This is a genomic window from Algirhabdus cladophorae (assembly GCF_044772865.1).
In the GTDB taxonomy this organism is placed as follows: domain Bacteria; phylum Pseudomonadota; class Alphaproteobacteria; order Rhodobacterales; family Rhodobacteraceae; genus Algirhabdus; species Algirhabdus cladophorae.
The window spans coordinates 15,610-30,930 of record NZ_CP173029.1 but is presented as its reverse complement, the minus strand read 5'-3'; the positions used below and the strand labels follow the sequence as shown (position 1 = coordinate 30,930).

The following is a 15,321-nucleotide window of genomic DNA, read 5'->3' as shown; positions in this document are numbered from 1 at the left end:
GACCTATTCGTCAACAACCTCAGGTGGCGCGGCCGGTGTGCGGACACCCAATCTGCGGAACCGTTCCAATTCACTATAGCGGTCCAGCGACTGGATCCGGTAGGCTTTGAAGTAGACATTCACATTGGCCAAGCGTTCCAAGACGCGGCCATCGTTGCGTCTGCGGAACTCAAGATCCTCGGAAGCCAAGCGCTGGCGGATCGTCGCATCGCGGCCATAGCGGGATGCATGATTGACGATAGCGCCATCCCCTGCAGGAATACCATTTGCGTTCAAACGCGTTGGATTACCGCCCAAAGCCGCCACTGCATCGCGATTAGGTGTCGGATCCACCAGATTTGCACCACCGGGTGTTGGGGTTGGCAAAGCAGAATAATTTTCCGGCGTTTGCAGCGGTTTGTTCGGCAAAATACCAAACTCATCCGGCCCTGCATCCGTGTTTTTGACGTTCAGCAAACGCGGTTCTTTATTCCGGTCACACGCCGCAACAGACAGCACGATGACCGTGCCCAATACCAGTTTGCCAAATTTCCCGCGCATTAGCAGGCCCTCACCCATCTTTTTTCCCTTGATAGACCATCCTCAAACGGGCGTCACGGGGCTTTTACGTTTTGGGGGCTTTCTCGCCGGTGAAAAAGATCAGGCCCAAAGCCCCCGCAAATATAGAGATATCTGCCACATTAAAGGCAAAGGGGTTATCAATCCCGCAACACGCCATGTTCAAAAAGTCGGCAACAGCGCCGTAAACGATCCGGTCGATGACGTTGCCCAGCGCACCACCGACCAAAAGGCCCGCACTGATATAGCCCCATTTACCCACGGATTGTTCGCGCCACACCCAGATGATCACCGCCACGACAATCCCCGTGGCCAAACCAATCAAAACCCAGGGTGCCGTGCTAAATAGGCCAAAGTTGATGCCTGTGTTCCATGCCATACGAAAGTTCAGCAACGGCGGGAGAACATCAATAGCCCCTACCGTTTTCAGATCCATCCATTGGACAACAATAAATTTGCTTATCTGATCGATCAGAAAAATCCAAAGCGCTGCCCAAAAGGTAAGTTTCATAGGATCACCTTAATGCCGGAAATGACGCATGCCGGTCATGACCATTGCAAGCCCCAACTCGTTTGCAGCGGCAATCACATCATCGTCGCGCATCGATCCACCCGGTTGAATAAGCGCGGTCGCTCCGGCCTCGGCAGCCGTAATCAAACCGTCACGAAATGGAAAGAACGCGTCAGAGGCAACAACAGACCCTTGTGTCAGCGGTGTATCCAAACCCAGAACCTCGGCCATGTCTTGCGCCTTACGTGCGGCAATACGGGTGCTGTCAACACGGCTCATTTGCCCTGCCCCGACCCCCACAGTAGCCCCGTTTTTCACATAAACAATTGCGTTGGATTTAACGTGCTTGGCCACTTTCCATGCAAACAGCATATCTGCCAATTCCGCATCCGTCGGGGCACGTTCCGTGACCACCTTGAGATCGTCCAAACCGATATGACCATTGTCTTTGTCTTGCACCAGCAGGCCTCCTGCGACCTGACGCACTGTCATGCCTCCAGTTTTCACATCCGGCAAACCGTTGGTGGTCAAAAGCCGCAGGTTTTTCTTTTTTCCAAAAATACTCATAGCCTCGGCAGTGGCGCCGGGCGCGATCACAACTTCGGTAAAAATACCGGTGATTTCTTCGGCGGTTTGAGCATCCAATTCCTGGTTCAGCGCGATAATGCCCCCAAAGGCAGATGTTTGATCGCATTGAAACGCAGCACGATACGCCTCGACCATGCTGGACCCGCGGGCCACACCACAGGGGTTTGCATGTTTGATGATTGCACAGGCGGGTCCATCGGCAGGGTCAAATTCGGCGACCAATTCAAATGCTGCATCAGTGTCGTTGATATTGTTGTAGGACAGTTCCTTGCCCTGATGTTGCTGGGCCGTAGCCACACCCGCGCGATCCGATCCATCTACATAAAAGGCCGCTTGTTGATGGGGGTTCTCACCGTACCGCAGTGTCTGGGCCAGTGTTCCTGCAACCGCGCGACGGCGCGGGGCCACATCACCCAACGCACCAGCCATCCAGTTTGATACCGCCGCATCATAGGCTCCGGTACGGGCATAAGCCGTCTGAGCTAGCTTTTGGCGAAAGGCCAAGGATGTTTGGCCCCCATTGGCATCTAGTTCGGCCAACAGCCCATCGTAATCTTCTACATCTACAACGACCGATACAAACCCATGGTTCTTGGCCGCCGCGCGGATCATCGCCGGACCGCCGATATCTATGTTTTCGATACATGTGTCGTAGTCACCGCCCTTGGCAACAGTGTCCTCAAACGGATAAAGGTTCACCACCAGCAAATCGATAGCACCGATGCCGTGCTGTTCCATGGCAGCCACGTGATCTTCATTGTCGCGCAGGGCCAAAAGGCCACCATGCACCATGGGATGCAGGGTTTTGACACGCCCATCCATCATTTCAGGAAAGCCAGTGATGTCAGCCACGTCGCGCACATCAAGGCCTGCATCGCGCAGAGTTTTGGCCGAGCCGCCAGTTGACAACAAATCTACACCGCGCGCCGCCAAGGCCTGCCCTAACTCAATAAGTCCGGTTTTGTCAGACACGCTCAGCAAAGCGCGGCGAAGAGGGGCAAGATCAGTCATGGGGCATCCTTTGGCAGTCTATTTTTGCGACAACGGGTCATCGCGTTCGAGATCACGGATGCTATTAGGGGTATCTTGCGCCTTCGCCAAGGACCATTGCACACGTGCCGCATAGGGCATGACCCGACTTTCCAGCACAATTTGGCTGGAGGCCCTCGGCTGGAGGCGGCCTTTTTCCAAATACACCGAGGGTTCCAGCCGCAAACTGGCCTTGCTTTCGTGGCGTAACACCCAAATCTCACCACTCTTCAGAGCCAGTGAAACCGCCGTGCCGCCCATATCCAAAGCAGCATCTACATCAGGATGCAAATGCACGCGGATCGAAAATGGAATGCCTTGCAAGGACAACTGATCAAACCGTTTTTCGAACAGTCGTTTGTCTGCATCCGTCAAAGTCGCCAGCATGTCAGACACCGAAAGATGGCGGCCGTCCTGCGACAACTCCATTTGCCGGACATGTGTCAAACCATGGGTTTCGCGGTAGCCATCATGGGCCAGATCCAGACTGGTCACATCCAAAGTCGCGCGCCGTTCCATCGTCACCGAGGCGGGGCGTTGAGTGAATTCCAAGGTGCTTTCGTCCAACCGCGAGGACGAAGTGCCATCAACAATCACTGTGGAATGGGATTGCGTCGCGCGCCCCGCTTTGGCCCAATCTGGTCCAAAAGCCTCGCCCGCGCCGCAATTGACCACAAAAGCGCGGCGTCCGGATGTCATCTCGAACGCAAGAGTGGACGCATGGGCATGGCGCGATGCATCCTTGGTGGGTGGGGCTGCTACATCCACCACGACGGACGTGCGCCCTCCGGTCATGCGCGCATAGCCCATCACAATGTCATCGCTGGGGCCGGATTTCACGCCAGAGCTGACCAGTGCCTGATCCAAACGCCCTTGCAACCCGCGCCCGCCGCCATGGAACCGCGCCAGTGAACCATCAGAATGACGCAGACTGCGCAGGGTCGGTGCAATCCGTTCAATCGCAGCCAAATGTGTAGCCTCGGCCATCCGTCCGGTTTCAGCCAACGCCGATGCGGCCCAAGTCAGCAAAGTGAACACTTCTAGCAGTTCTTCAGGATTGCGCGTCGGCAATCCACCTGCGTCGTCAATATGGGCCTCACATTCACGGGCCAACGCTTGGGCAGCGGGGGCAACCTGCGCCTCCATCCCCTCCAAAGACAATCCTGCATAAAGCAACCCTGTCAGGGCCTCAAATCGGGGCAATCCGGGGCTGGTATGGCGCCAGCGTCGCGACAAAAACAACGTCTGCTGGGCAAGCGAACGGTAAAAAAGTTCGCTCTCGTTCTTCTCACGTCCGCGCAAAATCAACAGCGCATGATGAATCCAGCGGATCAGACGACGACCTGTTAAATCCGGCGTCCAACCAGGGCCCGATCCGTTTCCATAGCGATCAATCCATCCGTCGACCCAAGTCTGACCTATCTGGCGGGCTTTCAGATCACCGACAGCCGCCAAATCGTCAAACCAACCGAAGCCATGCATCGCGTCCTGAAATTCATCATTTGGCGGGCTGATATCCCACAGCACTGTGTCTTGCGCCTCGACCAAAGTCCCCGCAAGCAAGATATTGCCACTCATCAACTGGCGACCCTTGTTAAAGCTGCCGATTGTGCGCGGTTCAGGTTGTGAGACAAATCCAGTGGCGGGACGTGCCCGGGCCGCCTTGCGTGCGGCAAAGCGGTTCATCCAGCGCGTTTTTCGCGCGGAAAAGCTGGTATTTTGAGCCACGTGTCGATTGCCTGAGCGGATTGGTTTTCCCCAAACTATACGCCTAGGTCAACACAAAGTCACCGAAGAAAAAGCCAAGCTAGGATTTGCGCAGAACCGCAATGTAAAACCCGTCCATTCCACCGCTTTCACGCCAGAAATCAGGGCGCAATCGCAGCCCACCTTCGGAACTGCGCCACGCAGGATCGATCCAGTCCTGCTCCAATGCCCCACGATCCACCAAAACGTCCGAACGGCGTTCGATCAGCGCATCAATGTGGCATTCACCTTCATCCGGCAACAGTGAACAGGTGCAAAAGACCAACCGCCCACCGGGCTTGAGCAGGCTCAGGCTGTGATCCAGCATCGCCTCTTGCAGGCCAATCAACGCACCAAACTCTGATCCATCTTTGGCGTAAGGCAAATCAGGGTGGCGGCGCAAAGTGCCTGTGGCCGAACACGGTGCGTCCAGCAAGACCGCATCAAACTGACCAGCAACTGACAAAGCATCGTCAACTATTAATTCGGCGTTCAAGCCTGTGCGATCCAGATTTTCGCGGACACGCTGCATGCGTTTCTCAGACAGATCGACAGCTGTGACCGCAGCCCCACTGGCCGCCAATTGCATGGTCTTGCCACCTGGTGCTGCACAAAGATCGATAATTGTTTCATTCGGTTTTGGGTCCAACAGACGCACGGGCATCGCGGCAGCCGCATCCTGGATCCACCACGCCCCTTCATCATAGCCTTCAAGGCCCGTGACCCGACCGGCATTTTCCAACCGCAGACTGCCAGATGGCAGCTTGGTTGCGCCAAGTTTCTCAGCCCAGTCCGATGCGTCAGATTTTAATGTGATATCCAGTGGCGCAGGCTTGGACCAAACAGCCTCCATCTGGTTCACGTCCAGTTTTCCGTAGGCCTGTGCCAGTGGCTTGCGCAGCCACAAAGGCAACCGCGCGGCTGGCAATTCTGTCCAACGCTGGGGGCCATCTTTGGCAACTTTGCGCAACACCGCATTGGCCAGGCCCTTGAGATGCCCAGCGCGTGGAATTTTGGCCACGGCATTCACTGCAGAATTCACAACGCCATGATCTGCCTCGGCTTCTTCGCACAGCTCAACTGTGGCCAAGCGCAAAACATTCATTACCGGCACCGGAGGGGTCTTTTTGACATAAGCGTTCAGGACGCGGTCCGCCTTGTCCAAATGCCGCAACGTGGTCATCGCCAAACGCTGTGCCCGCGCACGATCCGCAGGCGACAAACCATCCGTCAGATCAGCCAATTCAGACATCAGCTTGCCCTGCAACATGACAGCATCCATCATCCGCAACGCGGCTTTTCGCGGGGCTTGTCCGTCGGATTGTGCAGGCTGCGTCATTCGGGCGTCCTTGTTTTGGTGGCCAAGCCGCGTATATCAAGACGCATCAAGGATACAAGGAGCGTTCAGAGATGTCTAAGCCAGATCAGGAACTGCCACCCGCAGCCCAACGCGCTCTTGCCGAAGCTCAGGAACGCCGCGAAAAAGCAAAAGCAGCTGAGTTACCCCCAGAACTGGGCGGACGTGATGGCCCGGAACCGGTGCGGTACGGAGATTGGGAACGCAAAGGGATCGCAGTAGATTTCTAGCGCCTAGCGCAGTGAAAATTCTGCAGACCGACCCTTGCCTTTGTCAGAAGTGAAGCTGATAGAACCGCCATCAACGGTGACACGCTGGCAATTGTAGCCAAGGTCTTTGCCACCCCAATCCAAGGACCGGCAGAAGTACCCGTTTTGCCAAGACCATTCCCCTGACACGGCCCATTTTGCCCCTTTACCGCTGATGCGACCATCAGGGCTGACGTTCAATTTGACCAAAGGACGCGAGATCGTCTTGCCTTCGACAAGGCCAATAAATTCAGATCTATCCGTGACCTGTCGCGCACCAGAGGCTGCAACAAGAGATGGCACCATCGCTGCCAACACTGAAATTATCAAAACTCGCTTCATACCTTTTCACCTTTATCAATTGCCCGTTGGGATGGTGGTATACTGGAGATACGGCCAAACTTTGGCGCTGGATCATAAGTTTCCTAAGGTTTTACTTAAATTCCCAAGACATCCAACATGTCATATTGACCAGGGGCTTTGTCCTGCCCCCAAAGCGCCGCTTTGATCGCACCGCGTGCAAATATCCGCCGATCCGTTGCCATATGCCGCAAAATTATGCGTTCCCCGGGTGCCGCAAACAACACATCATGTTCTCCAACGATGTCGCCCCCCCGGATCGCGCTAAAGCCGATGTCGCCCCGTTTGCGCGCACCTGTAATCCCGTCACGCCCACTGTCCGACACAGTTTTGAGATCCACACCTCGCCCATCGGCCGCGGCCTGTCCCAACATCAAAGCCGTACCAGAAGGCGCATCCACTTTTTGATTATGGTGTGCCTCGATAACTTCGATGTCGAAATCTTCGTCCAAAGCCGCCGCTACTTTTTTGGTAAGCTGCGTCAACAAATTCACCCCAAGGCTCATGTTGCCGGCCCGCACTATGACCGCGTGGCGCGACGCGGGTTCCAATGCTGCAATATCGTCGTCTGTCATGCCTGTGGTGCCAATCACATGCACGGCGCGCGCCTGAGCAGCAATTCCCGCAAACGCAACAGTTGCCGCAGGAGCTGTGAAATCAATGACGGCTTGAGCATTAGCAAAAGCTTCTAGCGGATCACTGGTTGTCACAACGCCCAGATCCGCACCACCCATGGCTTGACCCACATCACGTCCGATCCAGTCGTGGCCCTCGCGTTCCACTGCGCCGACCACTTGCGCCACATCACTTTGCGCAATCGTCTGGATCAACATTTGCCCCATCCGACCCGACGCGCCCGTGATGGCAATTCCAACTTTTTGTGTCATGCGCAATCTCCTGCCAATAGTGCTTGATAAACCAGCGCGCAGTGATTGCCTAGCACCTGCGAACAGACTAAACGGGGCCCCATGGCTAAAAACAAATTTCACTCCGGGCGCGGGCCCTCACAACGACAACTGCGGGTCGGCGAACTGATCCGGCGCAATCTGTCGGAAATTTTGAACCGGGGCGACGTTCACGATCCCGATCTGAACCGCATGTCGATCACGGTGGGCGAGGTCACAACATCACCAGATTTGCGCGTGGCCACGGCCTACGTGTTGCCCTTAGGCGGCGATAACGCAGAGGATGCTTTGGCCCTTCTGCGCCGTAACCGGGTTGAACTGCGTCGCGCCTTAACGAAAAACCTAACGCTCAAGTTTTCGCCTGAACTGCGCTTTCAAATTGATGAGACGTTTGACCGGATGGATGACACCCGTCGCTTGTTTGCCAAAGACGACGTGCGCCGGGACATCGAAACAGGCGCATCTGAGGGCGAGGATGCCGAATGATGCGCGGTCTTTTCCTTGCTCTGGCTTTGATGATATCCGGCCCTGCTGGTGCCGTAGAGTGTTCCGAGCAGAGCTATGACGGCCAGTCTTTTTCTGTATGTCGCGTGGATTTGACGACCGAGCGTTTGCAATTATTCCTGCGCGATGGCGAGGGGCAAACCATTGGCAGTTTCCGGCGCCTCCAAAGCCTGATGCCCGATAAATCCCTCGAATTCGCGATGAATGCAGGCATGTATCACGATGACCGTGCACCTGTAGGCCATTACGTCGAAAACGGGACCGAGGTAATGCGGGTCGTGCAGAACGCAGGACCCGGCAATTTTGGCATGCTGCCCAATGGCATTTTATGCGTTCAACCCGATGCGGCCTATGTCATCGAAACTTTGGCTTTTGTAGCGCAACAGCCGCAATGCCAGCATGCCACGCAATCGGGCCCTATGTTATTGATTGATGGCGCCGTGCACCCTCGGTTTCTGCCCGACAGCACATTTCGCAATGTCCGCAACGGTGTCGGCACCAGTGACGACGGCAAGTCGGCAGTTTTTGTGGTCTCGGATACACAAGTCACCTTTTACGAGCTGGCCCTGTTTTTCCGCGACGCGATTGGCGTCAAAAACGCGCTTTATTTTGACGGACGTGTGTCGAAACTACATGCGCCCAAATTGGGGCGCTCGGACCTTGGGGTGCGTATGGGACCCATCATTGGCGTCGTGAACTGAACCGCAGATGGGACGTAAACGCAAAGGTCGCCCCGTATCGGGGTGGGTCATCATCGACAAACCTGCTGGGATCACATCCACCAGCGTGGTCAACAAAGTGCGCTGGGCGTTTAACGCTCAAAAAGCGGGACACGCAGGCACCTTAGACCCCGAGGCCACTGGCATTCTGGCAGTAGCCTTGGGGGAGGCCACCAAAACGGTGCCTTATATCACCGATGCCCTAAAGGCCTACGAATTTATGGTGAACCTAGGTGCAGCAACAAACACAGACGACGCCGAGGGCGAAGTTATTGCCAGATCAAACCAGCGCCCATCTGACGCCGAATTAACAGAGGCGCTGCACGGTTTCATAGGCGACATCCAGCAGGTTCCACCGCAATTTTCTGCCGTGCGCGTTGACGGGCAGCGCGCCTATGCCTTGGCCCGCAAAGGCGAAGAAATGGCATTGGCCGAACGCGATTTATATGTAGACGAACTGATCCTTTTGGATCGGCCCAACCCGGACACAGCCCTTTTGCGGATGGTCTGTGGAAAAGGCGGGTACGTTCGATCAATTGCGCGGGATCTGGGCGAGGATCTGGGCTGTTTGGGTCACGTCGCCTGGCTCAGACGGTTATGGTCAGGCCCATTTGACATAGCAGATGCCGTGACCTTGGATCAAATAGACGCGCTGGCCAAAGACCCTGCGATCGATCAGTTCTTGCAGCCAACTGAATTGGGCCTTGCGGATGTGACCCAAGTGCACTGCCCCGCGACCAGCATTGCCGCATTGCGCAATGGCAATCCAGCGCAGGTAATCGCAAACGATGTGGACTACGGCGATACGGTCTGGGCCTGCTCAGAAGGTCAAGCGATCGCAGTGGGCATTTACAAGGCGGGTCAAATCCACCCCACACGGGTGTTCGTGCCCTCCGCGAATGTCGATGTTTGAGCGCAGCCATCAAAAGGGCGACGCCTATTCAGTTGCACAATATTCGGATTGCGAGCGCTATCGCTATTTCCTGACACGGGTTTGGGATGCGGACGGGCCCCGCGCTTTGTTCATTATGCTCAACCCGTCCACCGCCACTGAACAACAAAACGACCCAACCGTTGAACGGTGTGAACGGCGTGCGCGGGCCTTGGGATTTGGGGCGTTTTGCGTCACCAATATTTTTGCCTGGCGGGACACTGATCCCAAAAATATGCGGGCCGCTCAAGACCCAGTTGGCCCTGAAAATGATGCGACTTTGCTGAGGTTTTGCGACTGGGCCAATACAATTATCGTCGCCTGGGGCACCCATGGCGCGCATTTGAACCGTGGTCCGACTGTGTTGGAATTGCTTGGCACGACCGGACGTCCTTTGTACCATTTGGGTCTGTCTAAGGCAGGGCATCCAAAGCATCCGCTTTACATTGCTTACACTCAACAGCCTGAATTATTGGAATAAGGTCGCGTCCATGACCAAAACACAGCTCCAAGATGTGCCTCTCCAATTCATAGAAACGAATGGTCTAAGGCTGGCGTATCGGCGGCTTGGGCAAGGACCTGCTCTGATTTTGCTGCATGGGTTTCCACAAAACCATCGCTGTTGGGAAAAAGTCGTTCCTGAATTTGCCAAACATTTTGATGTTCTCATTCCAGATTTGCGCGGCTACGGCGCGAGTGACGCGCCGTTTGACGACAGCCCCGACCATGCCACCTATTCGAAACGGACGATGGCCCAAGACATTATCGGATTGATGGACAGACTTGGACTGGAACAGGCCCATATCCTTGGGCACGATCGTGGTGCACGGGTGGCGTATCGATTTGCCTTGGATCATCCAGCGCGGATTGCCAAACTAGGAATCATTGAGATCGTTCCAACTGGCGATTTTTGGAACAATTGGTCTGCGGAACTGGCTATGAAAGCCTATCATTGGACCTACCTTGCCCAGCCTTATCCCCTGCCCGAACGCATGATTAATGCCGATCCCAAAGGCTACATCAATTGGACCTTTGAAAAATGGATCAAACAGGGCGATGTATCGCCGTTTTCCGACTGGGCCATGGACAGTTATTTAACCCAAGCCGAAAATCCCGCAAGGATCCACGCGATGTGCGCCGATTACAGGTCGGGGTGGTCTTTTGACCGCGCGCTGGACGTGGCCGACAAGAATGCCGGACGTAAAATCGACTGCCCCCTTATGTTTCTTTGGGGGCGGTCTGGATTTCCCGCCCAGACCGGCGATCCCGCAAGTCTTTGGGCAGATTGGGCCCATGAAGTAAACGATATGTCCTGCGACAGCGGGCACTTTGTGATGGAAGAAAACCCAAAGGCTGTCACAGAGTGCTTTATCTCATATTTTCTTGGGGATTAGGCCAGTTGCTGTGCCAAGACTTTAATTGCACTGCCATCGAGGTTCACACCTTTTACAGTGGCCACAGCCATACCGTTAAACAACACCTCGGTATCACCATCTTTGTCGCGGGTCTCAATATCAGCGAGGCCTGATTTCAGCGGGTCATATACGATGATGATTTCATCCTCGTCCTCATCATAATCGGTAATTTCAGCGTCACGTCCATCTTGGATCCAGCTGCCAAGTACAAAACTGTCTTCGCCTTCGCCGCCAGTGACTACGTCCTTCTCGCCAATGTAGAAAATATCATTGCCCAAACCACCAAGCATTATGTCGGGGTTGTCCGTATCTTCGGCGCCCAAAAGTCCGTCGTTGGTTCCGTCAAAGATACCATTGAGAACATCATCGCCGTCGCCACCATCCATGGTATCGCGACCATCACCACCAAAGAGACGATCCTCACCCGCGCCACCTTGCAAGATGTCATTCCCGTTGCCACCAACGACTTCATCATCACCATCGCCGCCCGTCACAATATCATTTTGATCGCCGCCATCGACGAAATCCTCACCGGGCCCGCCGTCTACAAAATCTTTGCCCTTGCCACCAAAGGCATTGTCGTCACCAGGACCACCTTCCAGCACGTCATCACCGTTTCCGCCGCTCAGGATATCGTCACCTGGGCCACCGTCCAATTCATCGTCCCCATCGCCACCCGCCAGCAAATCCTCCCCCCCTTCGCCGGACAAAATATCGTCCCCTGCAAGGCCTGCAATCCAATCGTCGCCATCATCACCTTCCAGCTCATCATCCCCGTCGGTGGGAATTTTATCCTTGAGATCAAGAAAGTCTGTCGCGCTCAGCAACAAGCCAACGGAAATCAATCCAATAATGACATAAACCATGCATTTACCCTTTCTAGCAGCATTGAGGTAAGGGTGCAGGAACGTGCTGAATATCTCCCTAATTGTTCTCCATTTGTTTCCAATTGAATTTCAAATTTTATACAAAACCAGTTGTTAACCAAAACACTCGAAAGTTAACCCATTAGGGAAAGGAATCTGTAATAAGAAAGGTTGGGTTGGCAATTTGAGTGGTAACGAAAATGCTTGGTATTCTTAGTCTGTTGGGCTTGTCTCTGTTTGGGGCAAGTATGGTGTTTGGATCAGATTCATCTGCTGATGACACATCGGAAGCCTCAGAGGCAGAGGATCTGTCTGCAGGTATGACCTCAGACATGCCGACAGAAGACGTATTGGCGACCGAAACGCCAAATGACGAAGATACATCCGAACAAACAGAAACCCCGGAAGAACCTTCAACCCAGACCCCGCAAGCCGCTGCTGCGCGTGTCAATGATTTGGTCGACCTGATTGATTTACCTGTAGGGGATCTCTTGAACGATGTCTCCGTCGGTAGCATCGGTGCCGATACCATTTGGGGCGACGAGGGCACAGATTCTATCTTTGGATACGAAGCGAACGACACAATCGATGGCGGGGCTGGCGATGATGTGTTGTCAGGTGGCCAAGGCGACGATGTGCTTAGCGGGAACGTTGGAAACGACCGTGTTTACGGTGGCGACGGCGACGATACTCTGCTTGGCGGCACCGGAAATGACTTTCTCAACGGCCAAGACGGCGATGACACGCTGTTTGGCGGGGATGGCTCTGACGCGCTGAATGGCGGCAATGGTGACGATAGCCTGGTCGGTGGCGCGGACAATGACGCCTTGCGCGGTGGGTCAGGCGACGATGTCTTGATGGGCGATTCCGGCAATGACTTCCTTTATGGCGGCGATGGCGCGGACACCCTTGATGGCGGCAGCGGCGACGACACGCTGCTCATGAAGTCAGGCGATACAGCCACAGGTGGCAGTGGCAGTGACACGTTTATTACTTCTGCGACGCCTACAGATTCCGACATGTCTGTCATCAGCGATTTCGAAAGTTCCGAAGATACGCTGGTCTTAGTCTATGATGATGACGACGGAGAGACCGCACCGGACCTTGAGCTGATCAAGGATGAAGACACCGGCGAAAGCACTCTATTTGCAAACGGTGCAGCCATCTCGCGTATCGACGCAGACGATGATTTTGGGTTGGATAGCATTACTTTGGTTCCCAAAAGTGCTGCGACCCAAGTTATGCTGCCCGGTCTGAATTAAAGCACCACAAAGAATCATCTTTTCAAACTGATCCAAAGGCCCTAGAAGCGACCATCGCCTGCATCTGTGGGCGATACCTCCATGGGCCTTGCTGGACGACATCCCGGCCTGCGCCATTCACCTTCAACCAAAGGAGACCCCGATGTCGATCACTGCAGAAGAAAAAGCCCGCGTCATGAAAGAATTCGGCACCAAAGAAGGCGACACAGGGTCGCCCGAAGTTCAGGTTGCCATCCTTTCCTCCCGCATCGCGACTCTCACAGAGCACTTCAAAACCCATAAAAAAGACAACCACGGTCGCCGTGGCTTGCTGAAAATGGTGGCTCTGCGTCGGAAGCTGTTGGATTACACCAAAGCAAAAGATGAGGCTCGTTACCAAGACCTTATCAAACGTTTGGGTCTGCGCCGCTAAGCGACAAAAGACCAATCAAGAATTTCAGAGACGCTCGCCCATATCAGGCGGGCGTTTTTTGCGTCGCACCCTTGCCTAACTCGCGATAGAACCAAACGATGTCTGAACCTTTCGAAATTTTTCTGGTCGCAACGCCCGGTCTCGAGACACCATTGGCCGAAGAAGCCCGGCAAAATGGGTTCAAAGTGACCAGCCAAATTGCAGGTGGCGTGTTGATCAACGGCGATTGGCAGACAGTCTATCGTGCCAATCTAGTGCTTCGCGGCGCCACTCGTATTCTGGCCCGTATTGGGGCTTTCCGCGTGATGCATCTGGCCCAGTTGGACAAACGCGCCCGCAAATTTCCATGGGCGGATATCTTACGCACCGACTTGCCACTGCGGGTCGAGACAACCTGCCGTAAATCCCGCATTTACCATGACCGCGCAGCGACACAGCGCATCGAAACCGCCCTCAAAGATGAATTGGGCATCACGATAGATGCAAAGGCAAAGCTGGTGGTGAAAGTCAGGATCGAGGATGATCTTTGCACCATCAGCTTGGATACCTCTGGGGACAGCCTGCACAAACGGGGCCATAAAGAGGCGCTGAACAAAGCTCCAATGCGCGAAACCATGGCCGCGATGTTTCTGCGCCAATGCGGATATACAGGGGACGAGCCTGTTTATGATCCAATGTGCGGGTCCGGAACCTTTGTCATTGAAGCCGCCGAGATTGCCGCAGGCCTCATGCCCGGCAGGACCCGCGACTTTGCGTTTTTTAACCTGTCAAATTTCGATCCCGAGGCATGGTCGCAGCTGCGCCAACCAACGCAACAAACCGAACATGCGCTGAATTTCTATGGTTCGGATCGGGACGCGGGCGCAATCACCATTTCGCAAGCCAACGCCGCCCGCGCTGGCGTGTCCGAACAGACCGCATTCAGCCACGCATCAGTAAGCGACATAAAGGCGCCAGACGGCTCCAAAGGATTGGTAATCGTCAACCCCCCTTACGGCGGCCGCATTGGGAACAAGCAAATGCTGTTTGGGCTTTATGGTGCGCTGGGGGCTACCTTGAAAGACAGGTTCAAAGGATGGCGTGTTGGTGTCATCACATCCGACGGCAGCTTGGCCAAGGCCACAGGCCTGCCCTTCAAACCGACAGGCGCTTGGGTGGATCATGGCGGCACCAAAATCAAGCTTTGGCGCACGGATGCATTGTAAAAGGCCCATAGTATGTTGATGCAAAAAGGGTTCGCCAAAGAGGCGGGCGAGCACGCTGTAATCTGGATAGATCCCGCAAGGGTCACCCACCATGCCAGCAGTAAGTGGCCCGTGACCAACCACCGCATCGCTCGGGCACAGACGCTGCTTCCTAAGTTTGTGGTCAACATGCTGCGCCCAACCTTGCGAAAGTACGAGCCCCTTTTGACGCCGCGCAAGCTGTTCGACGTGAGCGGACCAATCAAGGAGGCCCCGAAATTCCAACGTGTTGCAGACTTTGTGGCCCACAAAGAGACACCAGAAAAATCTATATGGTATCAAAACCTCGCGGCCCAACTTGCCAAAACCGGCATCGCAAAACACAAAGACATCGAAATGCGGTCGTCCAGCGAGATTGATACGTTCTTTGAAACCTACGTAGAGCCGCTGATCAAGGATTTAGCCAAAAATGGCTATGTCCCGGACCACACAGGTTTTGAATCCACGGCTGTGATTGCTCAGGATGGCACATTGATCAAATCGGGGTCCGGCAACCACCGGTTTTACATCTGCAAAATTCTAGGTATCAGGCGGTTTCCATTGCGGATCGTCGGCATGCATGAAGACTATTTCAAAGCACATGCACGAACGGAAACCATCACAGCAGATGCTGTGATCGATCTGCTAGGCCCCGTTGAGGCCCGGCACCGCGCACAGTGATCTGCG

The 15,321-nt window shown here is 54.8% G+C and carries 18 protein-coding genes; 10 read left to right on the top strand and 8 right to left on the bottom strand.

Features of this window, described 5'->3' with window-relative positions:
* Positions 1-3: 3 nt before the first annotated feature.
* The 5 genes from ACIRQ6_RS00155 to ACIRQ6_RS00135 all read right to left on the bottom strand — a co-directional run bounded on the left by ACIRQ6_RS00155 (position 4) and on the right by ACIRQ6_RS00135 (position 5,771).
* The gene (locus ACIRQ6_RS00155; protein WP_420862109.1) at positions 4-540 is read right to left on the bottom strand and encodes a DUF3035 domain-containing protein; all 537 of its coding nucleotides are present in this window, start codon (positions 538-540) and stop codon (positions 4-6) included.
* 64 nt (positions 541-604) lie between these two features.
* The gene (lspA, locus tag ACIRQ6_RS00150; RefSeq protein ID WP_420862108.1) at positions 605-1,069 is read right to left on the bottom strand and encodes a signal peptidase II; all 465 of its coding nucleotides are present in this window, start codon (positions 1,067-1,069) and stop codon (positions 605-607) included.
* 9 nt (positions 1,070-1,078) lie between these two features.
* Positions 1,079-2,668 carry a bifunctional phosphoribosylaminoimidazolecarboxamide formyltransferase/IMP cyclohydrolase gene (gene purH / locus ACIRQ6_RS00145; RefSeq protein ID WP_420862107.1) on the bottom strand — a complete coding sequence of 530 codons (1,590 nt, stop codon included), beginning with the start codon at positions 2,666-2,668 and terminating at the stop codon, positions 1,079-1,081.
* 18 nt (positions 2,669-2,686) lie between these two features.
* Entirely contained in the window at positions 2,687-4,372 is a 1,686-nt protein-coding gene (locus ACIRQ6_RS00140) for a heparinase II/III family protein (RefSeq protein ID WP_420863941.1), read from the bottom strand.
* A 121-nt stretch (positions 4,373-4,493) separates the two neighbouring features.
* Positions 4,494-5,771: an RsmB/NOP family class I SAM-dependent RNA methyltransferase gene (locus ACIRQ6_RS00135; RefSeq protein ID WP_420862106.1), complete on the bottom strand. Its 1,278-nt coding sequence runs from the start codon at positions 5,769-5,771 to the stop codon at positions 4,494-4,496.
* Between the two features lie 71 nt (positions 5,772-5,842).
* On the opposite strand from ACIRQ6_RS00135, the gene ACIRQ6_RS00130 reads away from it, so the two are divergent.
* On the top strand, positions 5,843-6,019 hold the full coding sequence (locus ACIRQ6_RS00130; RefSeq protein ID WP_420862105.1) for a DUF1674 domain-containing protein: 177 nt from the start codon (positions 5,843-5,845) through the stop codon (positions 6,017-6,019).
* A gap of 3 nt (positions 6,020-6,022) precedes the next feature.
* Here the strand turns inward: ACIRQ6_RS00130 and ACIRQ6_RS00125 are convergent, their stop codons facing one another.
* The gene (locus ACIRQ6_RS00125) at positions 6,023-6,379 is read right to left on the bottom strand and encodes a dihydrodipicolinate reductase (RefSeq protein ID WP_420862104.1); all 357 of its coding nucleotides are present in this window, start codon (positions 6,377-6,379) and stop codon (positions 6,023-6,025) included.
* A gap of 95 nt (positions 6,380-6,474) precedes the next feature.
* On the bottom strand, positions 6,475-7,284 hold the full coding sequence (gene dapB, locus ACIRQ6_RS00120; RefSeq protein ID WP_420862103.1) for a 4-hydroxy-tetrahydrodipicolinate reductase: 810 nt from the start codon (positions 7,282-7,284) through the stop codon (positions 6,475-6,477).
* Between the two features lie 81 nt (positions 7,285-7,365).
* On the opposite strand from dapB, the gene rbfA reads away from it, so the two are divergent.
* Genes rbfA through ACIRQ6_RS00095 form a run of 5 tightly spaced genes read left to right on the top strand, consistent with a single transcriptional unit; the run spans position 7,366 to position 10,850 of the window.
* Entirely contained in the window at positions 7,366-7,788 is a 423-nt protein-coding gene (gene rbfA / locus ACIRQ6_RS00115) for a 30S ribosome-binding factor RbfA (protein ID WP_420862102.1), read from the top strand.
* Positions 7,785-8,507 carry a phosphodiester glycosidase family protein gene (locus tag ACIRQ6_RS00110; protein ID WP_420862101.1) on the top strand — a complete coding sequence of 241 codons (723 nt, stop codon included), beginning with the start codon at positions 7,785-7,787 and terminating at the stop codon, positions 8,505-8,507. The genes rbfA and ACIRQ6_RS00110 overlap by 4 nt, the downstream gene beginning before the upstream one ends.
* Positions 8,508-8,514: 7 nt before the next feature.
* Positions 8,515-9,438, top strand: coding sequence for a tRNA pseudouridine(55) synthase TruB (gene truB, locus ACIRQ6_RS00105; RefSeq protein ID WP_420862100.1), 924 nt, complete (start codon positions 8,515-8,517; stop codon positions 9,436-9,438).
* Positions 9,431-9,937 (top strand): DUF1643 domain-containing protein, encoded by a 507-nt coding sequence (locus ACIRQ6_RS00100; RefSeq protein ID WP_420863940.1) that lies wholly within the window; start codon positions 9,431-9,433, stop codon positions 9,935-9,937. The genes truB and ACIRQ6_RS00100 overlap by 8 nt, the downstream gene beginning before the upstream one ends.
* A gap of 10 nt (positions 9,938-9,947) precedes the next feature.
* Complete coding sequence (locus tag ACIRQ6_RS00095; RefSeq protein ID WP_420862099.1) at positions 9,948-10,850, top strand: alpha/beta fold hydrolase; 903 nt, start codon at positions 9,948-9,950, stop codon at positions 10,848-10,850.
* Here the strand turns inward: ACIRQ6_RS00095 and ACIRQ6_RS00090 are convergent.
* Positions 10,847-11,737 carry a calcium-binding protein gene (locus ACIRQ6_RS00090; RefSeq protein WP_420862098.1) on the bottom strand — a complete coding sequence of 297 codons (891 nt, stop codon included), beginning with the start codon at positions 11,735-11,737 and terminating at the stop codon, positions 10,847-10,849. The two genes, ACIRQ6_RS00095 and ACIRQ6_RS00090, sit on opposite strands and share 4 nt — an antisense overlap.
* 200 nt (positions 11,738-11,937) lie before the next feature.
* Between ACIRQ6_RS00090 and ACIRQ6_RS00085 the strand changes: the two genes are divergently transcribed.
* The 4 genes from ACIRQ6_RS00085 (at position 11,938) to ACIRQ6_RS00070 (ending at position 15,315) form a co-directional block, all read left to right on the top strand.
* On the top strand, positions 11,938-12,999 hold the full coding sequence (locus ACIRQ6_RS00085) for a calcium-binding protein (RefSeq protein WP_420862097.1): 1,062 nt from the start codon (positions 11,938-11,940) through the stop codon (positions 12,997-12,999).
* Positions 13,000-13,141: 142 nt separating this feature from the next.
* Positions 13,142-13,411, top strand: a complete 270-nt coding sequence (rpsO, locus tag ACIRQ6_RS00080) for a 30S ribosomal protein S15 (RefSeq protein WP_420862096.1) — start codon at positions 13,142-13,144, stop codon at positions 13,409-13,411.
* A 98-nt stretch (positions 13,412-13,509) separates the two neighbouring features.
* Positions 13,510-14,616, top strand: coding sequence for a THUMP domain-containing class I SAM-dependent RNA methyltransferase (locus tag ACIRQ6_RS00075; protein ID WP_420862095.1), 1,107 nt, complete (start codon positions 13,510-13,512; stop codon positions 14,614-14,616).
* A gap of 12 nt (positions 14,617-14,628) precedes the next feature.
* The gene (locus tag ACIRQ6_RS00070) at positions 14,629-15,315 is read left to right on the top strand and encodes a hypothetical protein (protein ID WP_420862094.1); all 687 of its coding nucleotides are present in this window, start codon (positions 14,629-14,631) and stop codon (positions 15,313-15,315) included.
* Positions 15,316-15,321: the final 6 nt, after the last annotated feature.